The sequence below is a fragment of the Oryzisolibacter propanilivorax genome (genome assembly GCF_900103645.1).
In the GTDB taxonomy this organism is placed as follows: Bacteria; Pseudomonadota; Gammaproteobacteria; order Burkholderiales; family Burkholderiaceae_C; genus Melaminivora; species Melaminivora propanilivorax.
This window is the reverse complement of the sequence record NZ_FNHP01000003.1, coordinates 69,480-83,974: the sequence shown is the minus strand read 5'-3', so window position 1 is coordinate 83,974 and position 14,495 is coordinate 69,480. Positions and strand designations below refer to the sequence as shown.

At 70.1% G+C, this 14,495-nt stretch carries 9 protein-coding genes; 8 read left to right on the top strand and 1 reads right to left on the bottom strand.

Features of this window, described 5'->3' with window-relative positions; translation table 11 throughout:
• Positions 1-53 precede the first annotated feature (53 nt).
• From BLQ61_RS05865 to BLQ61_RS05840, 6 genes are all read left to right on the top strand, one after another.
• On the top strand, positions 54-2,039 hold the full coding sequence (locus BLQ61_RS05865) for a DNA topoisomerase IV subunit B (RefSeq protein WP_091567751.1): 1,986 nt from the start codon (positions 54-56) through the stop codon (positions 2,037-2,039).
• Positions 2,040-2,129: 90 nt separating this feature from the next.
• Positions 2,130-4,478 carry a DNA topoisomerase IV subunit A gene (parC, locus tag BLQ61_RS05860; protein WP_091567749.1) on the top strand — a complete coding sequence of 783 codons (2,349 nt, stop codon included), beginning with the start codon at positions 2,130-2,132 and terminating at the stop codon, positions 4,476-4,478.
• 177 nt (positions 4,479-4,655) lie between these two features.
• Positions 4,656-6,449: a methyl-accepting chemotaxis protein gene (locus tag BLQ61_RS05855; RefSeq protein ID WP_091567746.1), complete on the top strand. Its 1,794-nt coding sequence runs from the start codon at positions 4,656-4,658 to the stop codon at positions 6,447-6,449.
• Between the two features lie 205 nt (positions 6,450-6,654).
• A complete protein-coding gene (gene yedE, locus BLQ61_RS05850; protein WP_091567742.1) occupies positions 6,655-7,881 on the top strand; it encodes a selenium metabolism membrane protein YedE/FdhT in 1,227 nt (408 codons plus the stop codon).
• A gap of 30 nt (positions 7,882-7,911) precedes the next feature.
• Entirely contained in the window at positions 7,912-8,157 is a 246-nt protein-coding gene (gene yedF, locus BLQ61_RS05845) for a sulfurtransferase-like selenium metabolism protein YedF (RefSeq protein ID WP_091567741.1), read from the top strand.
• 17 nt (positions 8,158-8,174) lie between these two features.
• Positions 8,175-8,540: a DsrE/DsrF/TusD sulfur relay family protein gene (locus BLQ61_RS05840; protein ID WP_091567738.1), complete on the top strand. Its 366-nt coding sequence runs from the start codon at positions 8,175-8,177 to the stop codon at positions 8,538-8,540.
• Between the two features lie 72 nt (positions 8,541-8,612).
• Here BLQ61_RS05840 and BLQ61_RS05835 read toward each other — a convergent pair whose 3' ends face one another.
• Positions 8,613-9,068 carry a RidA family protein gene (locus BLQ61_RS05835; protein WP_091567736.1) on the bottom strand — a complete coding sequence of 152 codons (456 nt, stop codon included), beginning with the start codon at positions 9,066-9,068 and terminating at the stop codon, positions 8,613-8,615.
• 179 nt (positions 9,069-9,247) lie between these two features.
• Between BLQ61_RS05835 and BLQ61_RS05830 the strand changes: the two genes are divergently transcribed.
• Both BLQ61_RS05830 and BLQ61_RS05825 read left to right on the top strand, forming a co-directional pair.
• Entirely contained in the window at positions 9,248-11,788 is a 2,541-nt protein-coding gene (locus BLQ61_RS05830) for a DNA internalization-related competence protein ComEC/Rec2 (protein WP_091567733.1), read from the top strand.
• A 34-nt stretch (positions 11,789-11,822) separates the two neighbouring features.
• Positions 11,823-14,492 carry a CRISPR-associated helicase/endonuclease Cas3 gene (locus tag BLQ61_RS05825; RefSeq protein ID WP_091567730.1) on the top strand — a complete coding sequence of 890 codons (2,670 nt, stop codon included), beginning with the start codon at positions 11,823-11,825 and terminating at the stop codon, positions 14,490-14,492.
• Positions 14,493-14,495: the final 3 nt, after the last annotated feature.

Below are 14,495 nucleotides of genomic sequence, written 5' to 3'. Positions count from 1 at the left end.
CCTGAAAAAGCGCAAAATACTGTACGCAATCCCAGTAATTACAATCCGCCGCCATGGCCAGCAAAGCACCCAACACTCCCCCCGCCAACGACTACGGCGAGCGCTCGATCCGCGTCCTCAAGGGCCTGGAGCCCGTCAAGCAGCGCCCGGGCATGTACACCCGCACCGACAACCCGCTGCACATCATCCAGGAGGTGCTGGACAACGCCGCCGACGAGGCGCTGGCGGGCTACGGCAAGAAGATCCGCGTCACGCTGCACCTGGACGGCTCGGTCAGCGTCGAGGACGACGGCCGCGGCATCCCCTTCGGCCTGCATCCCGAGGAAAAGGCGCCGGTGGTCGAGCTGGTCTTCACCAGGCTGCACGCCGGCGGCAAGTTCGACAAGGGCAAGGGCGGCGCCTACAGCTTCTCCGGCGGCCTGCACGGCGTGGGCGTGTCGGTGACCAACGCGCTGTCCACGCGCATGGAGGTGTCCACGCACCGCGAAGGCCAGGTGGCGCACCTAGTGTTCGCCGGCGGCGATGTGATCGAGCCGCTGACGGTGCGCCCGCTGGCCGGCGGGGAGCGCAAGCAGGGCACCACCGTGCGCGCCTGGCCCGACGCGAAATACTTCGAGTCCAGCCACCTGCCCATGAACGAGCTCACGCACCTGCTGCGCAGCAAGGCGGTGCTGATGCCGGGCGTCGCCGTCACGCTGTTCAACGAGAAGACGCGCGAGAGCACAACCTGGCAGTACAAGGGCGGCCTGCGCGACTATCTGCAGCAGACGCTGCCGGTGGACCCGGTCATCCCGCTGTTCGAGGGCGCGGGCTACGCCGACGCCGGCCACGACAGCTTCGCCGAGGGCGAGGGCGCGGCCTGGGCCGTAGCCTTCACCGAAGAAGGCGCCAGCGTGCGCGAGAGCTACGTCAACCTGATCCCGACCAGTGCCGGCGGCACGCACGACAGCGGCCTGCGCGACGGGCTGTTCCAGGCCGTCAAGGGCTTCATCGAACTGCATGGGCTTTTACCGAAGGGCGTCAAGCTGATGCCCGAGGACGTGTTCGCACGCGCCAGCTACGTGCTGTCGGCCAAGGTGCTGGACCCGCAGTTCCAGGGCCAGATCAAGGAGCGGCTGAACTCGCGCGACGCCGTGCGGCTGGTCTCCAGCTTCGTGCGCCCGGCGCTCGAACTGTGGTTGCACCAACATGTGGACTACGGCAAGAAGCTGGCCGAACTCGCCATCAAGGCAGCGCAGACGCGCCAGCGCGCCGGTCAAAAGGTCGAGAAGAAAAAGGGCTCTGGCGTGGCCGTGCTGCCCGGCAAGCTCACCGACTGCGAAAGCCGCGACATCGCCTACAACGAGGTCTTCCTGGTCGAGGGCGACTCGGCCGGCGGCAGCGCCAAGATGGGCCGCGACAAGGAAACCCAGGCCATCCTGCCGCTGCGCGGCAAGGTGCTCAACACCTGGGAAGTGGAGCGCGACCGGCTGTTCGCCAACACCGAGGTGCACGACATTTCGGTCGCCATCGGCGTGGACCCGCACGGTCCGCAGGACGCGCCCGACCTGTCCGGGCTGCGCTACGGCAAGATCTGCATCCTGTCGGACGCGGACGTGGACGGCTCGCACATCCAGGTGCTGCTGCTGACCCTGTTCTTCCGGCACTTCCCCCGGCTGATCGAGGCCGGGCACATCTACGTGGCGCGTCCGCCCCTGTTCCGCGTGGACATCCCCGCGCGCGGCAAGAAGCCCGCGGCCAAGGTCTATGCGCTGGACGAGGCGGAGCTTTCCGCCATCCTGGACAAGGCTGTCAAGGACGGCGTGGCGCGCGAGAAGTGCCAGATCAGCCGCTTCAAGGGCCTGGGCGAGATGAACGCCGAGCAGCTGTGGGAAACCACGCTGAACCCCGATACCCGGCGCCTGCTGCCGGTGCAGCTCGGCGTGGCCGGCTACGAGGCCACAGCCGCCCTGATGACGCGCCTGATGGGCAAGGGCGAGGCCGGCTCGCGGCGCGAGCTGATGGAGCTGCACGGCGACGCCGTCGACGTGGACATCTGACGCCGCCTTCGCTCGCGGCCCCACTGTTTTCAAGCTGTATCGGCCTGCAGCCCTTTAAATTTGCAGGCATTCAGCTATATTTTCAATAGCATGACCGAAGAACCCGTTCTGGACCCGGCCGCCTCCGCGCCGGCCGATGATTCGCTCGCCGGCTACGCCCAGCGCGCCTACCTCGAATACGCCCTGTCCGTCGTCAAGGGCCGGGCGCTGCCCGACGTGTGCGACGGCATGAAGCCGGTGCAGCGGCGCATCCTCTACGCCATGGGCGAGATGGGCCTGGGGTGGAGCGGCCCGAACCGCAACACCGCCGCCAAGCCGGTGAAAAGCGCCCGCGTGGTGGGCGACGTGCTGGGCCGCTTTCACCCGCACGGCGACCAGTCGGCCTACGACGCGCTGGTGCGACTGGCGCAGGATTTTTCGCAGCGCTACCCGCTGATCGACGGCCAGGGCAACTTCGGCAGCCGCGACGGCGACGGCGCCGCCGCCATGCGCTACACCGAGGCGCGGCTGGCGCGCATCACGAGCCTGCTGCTCGACGAGATCGACATGGGCACGGTGGACTTCGTGCCCAACTACGACGGCTCGACGCTGGAGCCGCGCCAGTTGCCGGCGCGGCTGCCGTTCGCGCTGCTCAACGGCGCCAGCGGCATCGCCGTGGGCCTGGCCACCGAGATCCCCAGCCACAACCTGCGCGAGGTGGCCGACGCCTGCGTGGCGCTGGTCAAGAACCCGAAGCTGGCCGATGAGGTTTTGTTCCAGCTCATCCCTGGCCCGGACTACCCCGGCGGCGGGCAGATCATCAGCAGTGCGGCCGAGATCCAGGCGGCCTACCGCACCGGCCGCGGCAGCCTGAAGGTGCGCGCGCGCTGGAAGATCGAGGAACTCGCCCGCGGCCAGTGGCAGATGGTGGTAACCGAGCTGCCGCCCGGCGTGTCGGCGCAAAAAGTCTTGGAGGAGATCGAGGAGCTGACCAACCCCAAGGTCAAGGCCGGCAAGAAGGCCCTGAGCGCCGAGCAGGTGCAGCTCAAGGGCACGCTGCTGGCGCTGCTGGACGGCGTGCGCGACGAGTCGAGCAAGGACGCGCCGGTGCGCATCGTCATCGAGCCCAAGACGTCGAAGATCGCCCAAGGAGAGCTGACCACGGCGCTGCTGGCGCACACCAGCCTGGAAACGTCGGCGCCCATCAATCTGACCATGGTCGGGCTGGACGGCCGGCCGGTGCAGAAATCGATGCGCCAGATGCTGGACGAGTGGATCGCCTTCCGCCAGCAGACCATCACCCGGCGCAGCCAGCACCGCCTGGCCAAGGTGCTGGAGCGCATCCACATCCTCGAAGGCCGGCAGATCGTGCTGCTGAACATCGACGAGGTCATCGCCATCATCCGCAACGCCGACGAGCCGAAGGCGGCGCTGATCGAGCGCTTTGCCCTGGCAGAGCGGCAGGCCGAGGACATCCTGGAGATCCGCCTGCGCCAACTGGCGCGGCTGGAAGCCATCAAGATCGAGCAGGAGTTGAAAGACCTGCGCGACGAGCAGGGCAAGCTCGAGGACATCCTGGGCAATCCGGCGTCGCTGCGCCGGCTGATGGTGCGCGAGATCGAGGCGGACGCGAAGCAGTTCCAGGACGCGCGCCGCACGCTGATCCAGGAGGAGCGCCGCGCCGTGGCCGAGGTGCGCGTGCCCGACGAACCGGTCACCGTGATCGTGTCGAACAAGGGCTGGGTGCGTGCGCGCCAGGGTCACGGGCACGAGGCGACAACCTTCACCGTCAAGGCCGGCGACAGCCTGTACGGCGCGTTCGAGTGCCGCTCGGTGGACACGCTGATCGTCTTCGGCAGCAATGGCCGGGTGTACTCGGTGGCCGTGGCCAGCCTGCCGGGCGGGCGTGGCGACGGCCAGCCGATCACCACGCTGATCGAGCTGGAGGCGGGCACGCAGCCGGTGCATTACTTCGCCGGGCCGTCGCAGGCGGCGCTGGTGCTGGCGGGCTCGGGCGGCTACGGCTTCATCAGCACCGTGGAGCACATGACCGGGCGCAACCGCGGCGGCAAGGCGTTCGTCGCCCTGGCCGCGGGCGAGACGCTGTGCCGCCCGTCGCACGCCGCCTTCACCAGCGCCAGCCAGCCGCTGGCCAACGCCACGCACGTCTGCTGCGCGTCGGTGGCTGGGCGGCTGCTGACGTTCGAGATCGCCGAGCTGAAATTCATGGAAAAGGGCGGGCGTGGCCTGCTGCTGCTGGACCTGGAGGACAAGGACCAGCTGGCCGGCGCGGCGGCGTACACGCGCAGCGTGCGCTTCACTGGCACCGGGCGCGGCGGCAAGGCGCGCGACGAGCAACTCGAGATCCGCTCGCTGAACAACGCCCGCGCCGCGCGTGGCAGGAAGGGCAAGGCCGCCGACTTCGGCTTCAAGGTGGCCGATGTGGTGCGGGTGGAGTGATGCCTGGTCGCTCCTGAATCAGGAGCTGAATGCCCTTTGTCCATATGGGTTAAGGGCCTGAAAGCCTGGATTTTTTAGATGTCGGTGCCGGTGCCGCGCAGCCGTCGTGGCCGCGTCAGGAGTGCGCAGGAATGCATTTGGTAGCATTTCCGTTTCTCACGACTTCTGGCCTCTTCCATGAAATCCCTGCGTCTGTCGCACAAGCTCTGGCTCGCCGTGGCCGCCATCGTGGTAGCCCTGGTGGCGGTGGTGGGGGTGTCGGCGCTGCGCTCGGCGCGCGCCCAGGCCGAGGCCGATGTGGTGCTGCAGGGCAGCGCCCAGCGCCAGCAGCTGGTCACGCGCTGGAAGTCGCTGACGGAGCTGAACGCCGCGCGCACCCTGGCGCTGGTGCTGAGCAGTGAGATAGAGGTCGAGCGAGCCTTCCAGGACGACCTGGCCGCCACCAGCGCGCGCATCAGCCAGATGCAAAAAGAGCTGGAGGCGCTTGACCTGACCGAGGCCGAACGCGCGCAGATGGCGCGCGTGGCCAGCGCCCGCAAGACCATGACCGAGCTGCGCGCCCAGGCCCGCCGCCTGCGTGACGACAGCGACTATGAAGGCGCGGCGCGGCTGGCGGTGCAGTCGCTGACCCCCGCGGTGACCGCCTACTTGGCCACGCTGGAGCAGCTGGTGCAGCAGTTCGAGCAGACCGCGCGCCAGCGCCAGGAGGCGATGTCGGCCACCCGGCTGGACACGGTGCGCCTGGCCGGCGTGGCGGTGGCGGCGCTGCTGCTGGCCATCGTCGCCGGGGCGTTCTTCCTGATCCGCAGCATTCAGCGCCCGCTGGCGCAGGCCAACCAGGTGGCCGCGCGCATCGCCCAGGGTGATCTGCGCGCCCAGACGCAGCAGGGCGAGGCGCGCGGCGACGAATTCGGGGCGCTGTTGGCGTCGCTGGAGGCCATGCGCGCGGCGCTGGCCGGCATGGTGCAACAGGTGCGGCGCAGCACCGACAGCATCGCCACCGCCAGCAGCCAGATCGCCGCCGGCAACCAGGACCTGTCGGCGCGCACCGAGAGCGCCTCCAGCAACCTGCAGCAGACCGCGGCCGCGATGGAGCAGTTCACCGGCACCATCGCCCAGAGCGCCGGCAGCGCCGCGCAGGCCAGCCAGCTGGCCGGCGGCGCGCGCACGGTGGCCGAACGCGGCGGCGCGGTGGTCGGCCAGGTGGTCGCCACCATGCAGGGCATCCAGTCCAGCAGCCAGCGCATCGCCGAGATCGTCGGCGTGATCGACTCCATTGCCTTCCAGACCAACATCCTGGCGCTGAACGCGGCGGTGGAGGCAGCGCGCGCCGGCGACGCCGGCCGGGGCTTCGCGGTGGTCGCCGGCGAGGTGCGCGGCCTGGCGCAACGCAGCGCCCAGGCGGCACGCGAGATCAAGGCGCTGATCGACACCTCGGTGCAGGGCGTGGACGACGGCGCGCGCCTGGTGCGCGAGGCCGGCGGCACCATGGACGAGATCGTGCAGTCGGTGCAGCGCGTGGCCGACATGATCGGCGAGATCACTACTGCCGCCGCCGAGCAGAGCGCCGGCGTATCGCAGGTCAACCAGGCGGTGGGCCAGCTGGACCAGATGACGCAGCAAAACGCCGCCCTGGTCGAGCAAAGCGCCGCCGCCGCGCAAAGCCTGCGTGAGCAGGCGCAGCAGCTGGCGCAGGTGGTGGGCACGTTCCAGGTGGACGGAGTCAGCGCCCTTGCGGCCACACTGACGGCCACCGGTCCGGCAGCCGCGTCCGCGTCCATCCGGCAGGGCGGCAGTGCTGCTGCCGCGTCTGCCGGTCGGGCGGCCCCATCACCCATGCCGGTGGCCGCCTCTGCGCCGCGCACGGCCGTTGCCCGGCCAGGCCGCTCCACGCCGCCGGCGCTGCCCGCTGCCGCGCCGGCCCGGGCCGCGCGCCCGCCCGCGGCGGGCGACGACTGGGAAAGCTTCTGATCCCACCTTGCAGGCCGGGGCGCACGCGCCGGCCGCTGTGCCCTGCGCGCCGTGCCCTGGGCGCCGCGATCCGTGGCACGTGACACTGCCGGGGCGGCCCGTGGGCGCTGCTGCCGGCGCACAGGCACAATCGCCCCTGCGGCACGCGGCCACGCGCTGCGCCGCCATCGCTCGCACGTGCTGCGGCCCATCCTCCCTTTCTCCCATGCAAACCTGGCAAGACTTCCGCCACCAGTACCTGGTGCGCTTCTGGTCGCCCGTGCCTGCCGTCATCGCGGCCGGCGTGCTTTCGGCGTACTACTTCGGCCTGACCGGCACCTTCTGGGCCGTGACCGGCGAATTCACCCGCTGGGGCGGGCACGTGCTGCAGTTCCTGGGCGTGGACCTGTCCGGCTGGGGCTACTTCCAGCTGATCGGCATGCAGGGCACGCCGCTGACGCGCGTCGACGGCGTGATGATCCTCGGCATGTTCGCCGGCTGCCTGTCGGCGGCGCTGTGGGCCAACAACGTCAAGCTGCGCACGCCGCAGCACCGCATTCGCATCGCGCAGGCACTGGTCGGCGGCATCATCGCCGGCTTCGGCGCGCGCCTGGCCATGGGCTGCAATCTGGCGGCGTTCTTCACCGGCATCCCACAGTTCTCGCTGCATGCCTGGTTCTTCGCCATCGCCACCGCCATCGGATCGCTGGCCGGTGCCAAGGTCAGCATGTGGCCGATGTTCCGCATTCCCGTCAGGTTGGAGAAAGTGAGCGCGCCGCGCCCGCTGCAGCAGCGCCAGCAGCAGGCGCAGCGGCGCTTTCGCGTCGGCATGCTGCTGTTCGGGGCGTTCGCGGCCTGGGCGCTGGCGCTGGTGCTGGATAGACCCAAGCTGGGCTTCGCCGCGCTGTTCGGCCTGGCCTTTGGCCTGATCATCGAGCGTGCGCAGGTGTGCTTCACCTCGGCGTTCCGCGACCTGTGGCTGACCGGCCGCACGCAGATGGCCAAGGCCATCCTCATCGGCATGGCCGTGAGCGCCATCGGCGTGTACGGCTACGCGCAGCTGGGGCTGGAGCAGAAGATCTTCTGGGCCGGGCCCAATGCGGTGATCGGCGGGCTGCTGTTCGGTTTCGGCATCGTGCTGGCCGGCGGCTGCGAGACCGGCTGGATGTACCGCGCCGTCGAGGGCCAGGTGCACTACTGGTGGGTCGGGCTGGGCAACGTCATCGGCTCGACGCTGCTGGCGCTGGTCTGGGACGACCTGGCGCCGGCCATTGCCGTGAACTACGACAAGGTGAACCTGCTGCAGGTGTTCGGCCCGCAGGGCGGGCTGCTGGTCACCTATGCGCTGCTGGCGCTGGCGCTGGCACTGGTGCTGGCGTGGGAGCGCCACTTCTTTCGCCGCCAGCGCGGCCGCGGGCAGGCGCCTGCCGCCCCGGTGGCCGCCACAGCCTGATGTCCATCCCGCCATTGCCAAGGATCTGCCATGCCGACTACCGTTGATACCTGGGTGCCCACGCACCGCCTGGACATGATGGGCGAACCCTGCCCGTACCCCGCCGTCGCCACGCTGGAGGCGCTGCCGCAGCTGGCGCCAGGCGATATCCTGGAGGTCATCTCCGACTGCCCGCAGTCGATCAACAACATCCCGCTGGACGCGAAGAACCACGGCTACGAGGTGCTGGCGATCGAGCAGGACGGCCCGACCATCCGCTACCTGATCCGCCGCTGAACCGGAGTCACGCCGCCATGCCCGCACAAGCACAACACATCGTCGTCATCATCCACGCCGCCGCGCACGGCAGCGAGCGTTGCCTGTCGGGCCTGCGCGTGGCCAACACCCTGGCTGCGCGCGAGGACATGGCCAGCGTGCGCGTGTTCCTGATGTCCGACGCCACCGTGGCCGCGCTGCCGCACCAGCAGGACGGCGCCGGCAACGGCCTGCAGGCGCTGGTCGAGGAGCTGGTCGCCGCCGGCGCCACGCTGCGCCTGTGCCGCACCTGCGCGCTGGCGCGCGGCCTGGCCGATCTGCCGCTGATCGACGGCGTGGCCATCGGCACCCTGCCCGAGCTGGGCGAGTGGATCGCCGCGGCCGACAAGGTCATCACCTTCTGACGGCCGCGCGCGCTCAAAACAACGAGGGACGCTAAAGCGTCCCTTTTTCCTGCGCGGTGCGCGGCGCTGCCGTCAGGCCAGCTCGGCGATCAGTTCGATCTCCACGCACGCGCCCAGCGGGATCTGCGCCACGCCGAAGGCGCTGCGCGCGTGCCGGCCGGCGTCGCCGAAGACCTCGCCCAGCAGCTCGCTGGCGCCGTTGGTCACCAGGTGCTGCTCGGTGTAGTCGGCGGTGGAGTTCACCAGGCTCATCAGCTTGACGATGCGCTTGACGCGGTGCAGGTCGCCGGTGGCAGCGTGCAGCGTGCCCAGCAGGTCGATGGCCACGGCGCGGGCCGCCGCCTGGCCTTCCTTGGTGGTCATGTCGCGCCCGAGCTGCGCCGCCCAGGGCTTGCCGTCGCGGCGCGCGATGTGGCCGCTCAGGAACAGCAGGTTGCCGCTTTGCACGTAGGGCACATAGGAGGCGGCGGGCGTGGCCACCGGGGGCAGGGTGATGTCCAGGGCGGACAGCTTGTCGTAGATGCTCATGGCGGACTGACTTTCAGGTGGGGGAAAAAGGTGGCCGGCCAGCGTGCAGGCCGATTGCAGCGCAAAGGGCGCTTGGCAAGGCGCCGCCGTTCCGTCATCACGGCAAAACGCGTCACGGGCGGTGCGGCGCCGGCGTGATGACGAGTGTTGCACAGCCGCGCAGGCCCTAGCATGCGCGCATGGACGCCTCCCCCGCGCCGCCCATTGCTGGCACTGCCCCGGCCATCCGTCGTGTCAGTGCCCCTGCACGCTGGCCGGGCACGGCAGCGCTGCTGGGCGTGCCGCTGGGCACGGCGCTGCAGCTGCAGCAGGCCGCGCTGTGGCCGGCTTGGGCGTACGCCGCGCTGGCGCTGACAGGCGGCTTGTTGCTGGGCATGGGAGTCGTGCGCTGCGCCGGCCGGTTCGCGGCCCTGCGCCTGGGGCTGGTGGCGCTGGGCGCGGCGCTGCTGGTCGGCGCGTTGTGCGGGCTGCGCGCTGGCGCGTTTTTGGCCGATGCGCTGGATCCCGCGCTGGAAGGCCGTGACCTGCGCGTGACCGGCATCGTCGCCACCATGCCGCAGCCGCGCGAGGACGCCGTGCGCCTGCGCCTGGCGGTGGAATCGGCCACGCTGCAGGACCGGCCGGTGCGCCTGCCGCCGCTGCTGGACCTGTCGTGGTACGCCACCGGCCGCTGGGGCGAGGCGGACGCCGCCACCGCCCCGCCGCCCCTGCGCGCCGGCGAGCGCTGGCGCCTGACGCTGCGCCTGAAAACCCCCCACGGCGCGCGCAACCCGCATGGCTTCGACTACGAGCTGTGGCTGTGGGAGCAGGGCGTGCAGGCCACCGGCTACGTGCGCGCCGGCCGCGCCGACACACCGCCCGAGCGCCTGGCCGCCACCTGGCACTACCCGCTGCAGCAGCTGCGCCAGCGCGTGCGCGATGCCATCACCGCGCGCCTGGCCGATGCCGACGCCAGCCCCCCGCAGCGCCGCGCCGCGGGTGTGGTGGCAGCGCTGGTCACCGGCGACCAGCGCGCCATCGACCGCGCCGACTGGGACATCTTCCGCGCCACTGGCGTGGCGCACCTGATGAGCATCTCGGGCCTGCACATCACCCTGTTCGCCTGGCTGGCGGCCGCCGCGCTGGCCTGGCTGTGGCGGCGCAGCGCGCGCCTGTGCCTGTGGTGGCCCGCGCCTGGCGCGGCGCTGGTCGGCGGAGTGCTGCTGGCCGGCGGCTATGCGGCCTTCAGCGGCTGGGGCGTGCCGGCGCAGCGCACGGTGCTGATGCTGGCCGCGGTGGCGCTCCTGCGCCTGTCGGACCGGCACTGGCCGTGGCCCCAGGTCTGGCTGCTGGCCTGCGCGGCGGTGCTGCTGGCCGACCCGTGGGCGCTGCTGCAGGCGGGTTTTTGGCTCAGCTTCGTCGCCGTGGGCATCCTGTTTGCTACGGATATGAGAGCTGCAGGCCCTTTGAATAAAAGGGCCGGAGGCCGATTTCTCTTGTTATTGCGCGAACAGGCGGTGGTGACGGTGGCGCTGGCCCCGCTGACGCTGCTGCTATTCGGCCAAGTGTCGCTGGTCGGCCTGGTGGCCAATCTGGTGGCGATCCCGTGGACCACGTTGCTGGTCACCCCGCTGGCGCTGGCCGGCATGCTGTGGCCGCCGCTGTGGCAGGCGGCGGCCGGGTGCGTGCAGCTGCTGGGCGCGTGGCTGCAGTGGCTGGCGGCGTGGCCGCTGGCGCAGATCGAACTGCCGCTGGCGCCGCTGCCGGTGGGGCTGGTTGCCGTGGCGGGCGGGTTGCTGCTGGTGCTGCGCCTGCCCTGGGGCGTGCGGGCGCTGGGCCTGCCGCTGCTGCTGCCGGCGCTGCTGTGGCAGCCGGCGCGGCCGGCGCCGGGGCAGTTCGACCTGCTGGCGGCCGATGTCGGCCAAGGCCAGGCGGTGCTGGTGCGCACCGCGCGCCACAGCCTGCTGTACGACGCCGGCCCGCGCTTCGCGCCCGGCAGCGACGCCGGCGACCGGGTGCTGGTGCCGCTGCTGCGCGCCCTGGGCGAGCGGCCGGACCTGCTGGTGCTGAGCCACGGCGACAGCGATCACACCGGCGGCGCCGCCGCGGTGCTGGCACAACACCCGCAGATGCGCGTGCTCGGCTCCATCGACGCCGGGCGCGAGCCGCTGGGCGTGCCGGTCCAGCCCTGCGCCGCCGGCCAGCACTGGCAGTGGGACGGCGTGGAATTCAGCGTGCTGCACCCGCCGCCCGGCCCCGCGCCCGCCAGCGGCCAGGCGGCGCGGCCCAACGCGCGCAGCTGCGTGCTGCGCATCGCCAGCCCCGAGGGACGCACCGCGCTGCTGGTGGGCGACATCGAGCGGCCGCAGGAACAGGCCCTGGTGGACGCCGGCGCGCCGCTGGCCGCCGACGTGCTGCTGGTGCCGCACCACGGCAGCAAGACCTCGTCCAGCGAGGCCTTCCTCGACGCCGTGCGGCCGGCACTGGCGCTGGTGCAGTCGGGCTACCGCAACCCGTTCGGCCACCCGGCGCCCGAGGTGACGGCGCGCTACCACGCGCGTGGCATCACGCTGTTGGCATCGCCGCAGTGCGGCGCGGCACAGTGGGAGTCGGGCAGCGGGCGCGCGGCCTGCCAGCGTGAACGGCAAGGGCGCTACTGGCAGCACCAGTTTCCTGAAAAACCAATTCCAGAAATTGACGGTGCTTCCGTCTTTTTAAGTAAACAAAAGTTTTTTGAGTAACCTCTGCGTCAGTAAATTTACTTATGAAGACGTCATGCAGGTTTTTCCCTGGGGCAAGCTCGACCGTACCGGCCCGATAACGCGGCACCACAGTCTGCTCGACCACATGACGGATGTAGCTTCCGTCATGGCGGAGTTGCTGCGGATTCCAGCCATCGATCGATCTCTTGCCCGTTCGGCGGGGCGCCCTTTGCACGACGTGGACAAGGCCAGACTGACGGTGCTGGCCTATTTGCACGACATCGGCAAGGCCAATGCCGGGTTTCAGGGACGGTTCTGGACTGATGCTCAGGAAAAGCCCAAGGGGTGGCTGGCCCCGGCCACGGGCCATGGCCCTCAGGGCTGGGGCTTGATCGAGGATGCGCGGCAGGGAATGCATTGGCCCCAGCGCATTCTGGAGGGGCTGCCGCTGGAGGCATTTAATAGCTGGGGCGAGGCCTGGCTGCCTCTGCTGCACGCCAGCATCAGCCACCATGGCCGTCCCGTGCAGCCCGAAGGCGGCGCCTCTCTCTGGAAGCCCGTCGAGCATGCCGGACAGCTGCTCTACGACCCGGCGCATGCCGTGGCAGCGATGGGCGAGGCCATCCAGCAACAGTTTCCACGGGCGTTCGCTGCCGGCGCCGGCGAGCTGCCGGAAACAGCCGCTTTCGCACATCTGTTCACTGGCCTGGTACAGCTGGCGGACTGGCTGGGCTCGGATACCCGGCCCGGCTTTTTTCCTTTTTCCCAGCCAGATGAGGTAAGAGCCGGCACAGCGCCAGCCCGCGCCCGGCATGCGTTGCAGGCCATCGGTGTCTGGCAGGGCGATGTACAGCTGCGCACGCACGCCACGCATGACGGTTTTGCCCATGTATTCGGCGTGCCCGCGCCGCGTCCGATGCAGGCGGCCATGGCCGATGACCATCTGGGCCCGGTCGTGGTGCTGGAGGCGGAAACCGGCAGTGGCAAAACCGAGGCAGCACTGTGGCGCTTCCTGCATCTGTGGCGTGCCGGACAGGTGGATGCGCTGTACTTTGCGCTGCCCACCCGTGTGGCAGCCACCCAGCTGTACGAACGCGTGCTGCAATTCGTGCGCCGTGCCTGGAAGGATCAGCCGCCGGTGGCGGTGCGCGCCCTGCCGGGGTATGCGGCGGCGGATAACCAGGGATATCAACCGCTGCCCGGCTTCCAGGTGCTGTGGCACGACTTGCCCCAGGACGAAGACGCCGAAAGACGTTGGGCAGCGGAAACGCCCAAGCGGTACCTGGCTGCACCTATCGCCGTCGGCACGGTGGATCAGGCCCTGCTGGCCTCGTTGCAGCTCAAGCATGCGCATCTGCGCCAGGCACTGCTGGCGCGCAGTCTGCTGGTAGTGGACGAGGTGCATGCTTCCGACGCCTACATGGGCCGTCTGACAGAGCATCTGCTGCAGGCCCATGTGGCCTGTGGCGGGCAGGCGCTGCTGCTGTCGGCTACGCTGGGCGCCGTGGCGCGCACCCGGTATCTGTCCATCGGTGCGCGCAGGCCTGAAACGCCGCCCAGCCTGGCGCAAGCGCAAGCGCTGGACTACCCGGCGATCAGCCACCGCAGCGCCCAGGGTGCGCAGCTGATGGCGGTGCAGGGCAACCCGCAGCAGAAAACCGTGCACTGGCAAACGCTTGACGCCATCGATGAGCCCGAGCGCATCGCCAGCCTGGCGGTCGAGGCCGCAAGCCAGGGAGCTTGCGTGCTGGTGGTGCGCAATACCGTGCCGGCGGCGGTTGCCACACTGCAGGCCGTGGAGACACTGGCAGCGGCGCAAGGCCTGGACTGTCTGTTCAAGGTGGCCGGCGTCAGCACGCTGCACCACAGCCGTTTCAGCCGCCAGGATCGGCCATTGCTGGACGCTCAGGTACAGGCGCAGATCGGCAAGCAGCGCCCGGATCGCCCAGTGAACGCGGGGTTGGTGGTGATCGGCACGCAGACCCTGGAGCAAAGCCTGGATATCGACGCCGACCTGCTCATCACCGACCTGTGCCCGATGGACGTGCTGCTGCAGCGCCTGGGGCGTCTGCACCGGCATACGCGAGGCAGTCGGCCGCAGGGTTTCGCGCAGGCGCGCGCCTGGGTGCTGACACCGCCGGGCCATGACCTGTCCGCCCTGCTGCAGCGCCAGCGCCACGGACTGGGGCCCATCCGCATGCGGGGGCAACCCCTGGCGGGTGTTTATCTCGACCTGCGCGGCCTGGAGGCCACGCGCCGCCTGATCGATGCCGCGCCCACGCGCTGCATCCCCGCGGACAACCGGGCGCTGGTGGAGCAGGCCACGCACGGCGAGGCCCTGGATGCAGTGGCGCAGGAACTTGGCCAGGACTGGGTGCGCTTTGGCCAGGAGTGCGATGGGCTGCGCAACGCCAGCGCCACCATGGCCAAGCTGCATGCGCTGGCGTTCGACCAGGAGTTTGGCGAGCAGTTCTTTCCTGACAACGCCCAGGGCATCGGCACCCGGCTGGGCGCGGCTGATCGGCTGGTGGTCTTTGACGATGCGCCTGCCGGGCCGTTCGGTCAGCCGGTGCAGCAGCTGGCACTGCGTCATCACCTGCTGCCACACGGTCTGGCAGACGATGTGCAGCCCAGCCAGGTGCAGGCACTGGCGGATCAGCCGGGATTCACCTTCATGCTGGGGAGCCAGTGCTATCGCTATGGTCGCTTCGGTGTCGAACGTCTGGCTCAAGAAAAGCAATGAAAA

Bases quoted from the DNA above. Each gene is read 5' to 3' on its own strand.
- BLQ61_RS05865 (WP_091567751.1), top strand. From the start codon at position 54: ATGGCCAGCAAAGCACCCAACACTCCCCCCGCCAACGACTACGGCGAG.
- parC (WP_091567749.1), top strand. From the start codon at position 2,130: ATGACCGAAGAACCCGTTCTGGACCCGGCCGCCTCCGCGCCGGCCGAT.
- BLQ61_RS05855 (WP_091567746.1), top strand. From the start codon at position 4,656: ATGAAATCCCTGCGTCTGTCGCACAAGCTCTGGCTCGCCGTGGCCGCC.
- yedE (WP_091567742.1), top strand. From the start codon at position 6,655: ATGCAAACCTGGCAAGACTTCCGCCACCAGTACCTGGTGCGCTTCTGG.
- yedF (WP_091567741.1), top strand. From the start codon at position 7,912: ATGCCGACTACCGTTGATACCTGGGTGCCCACGCACCGCCTGGACATG.
- BLQ61_RS05840 (WP_091567738.1), top strand. From the start codon at position 8,175: ATGCCCGCACAAGCACAACACATCGTCGTCATCATCCACGCCGCCGCG.
- BLQ61_RS05835 (WP_091567736.1), bottom strand. From the start codon at position 9,068: ATGAGCATCTACGACAAGCTGTCCGCCCTGGACATCACCCTGCCCCCG.
- BLQ61_RS05830 (WP_091567733.1), top strand. From the start codon at position 9,248: ATGGACGCCTCCCCCGCGCCGCCCATTGCTGGCACTGCCCCGGCCATC.
- BLQ61_RS05825 (WP_091567730.1), top strand. From the start codon at position 11,823: ATGCAGGTTTTTCCCTGGGGCAAGCTCGACCGTACCGGCCCGATAACG.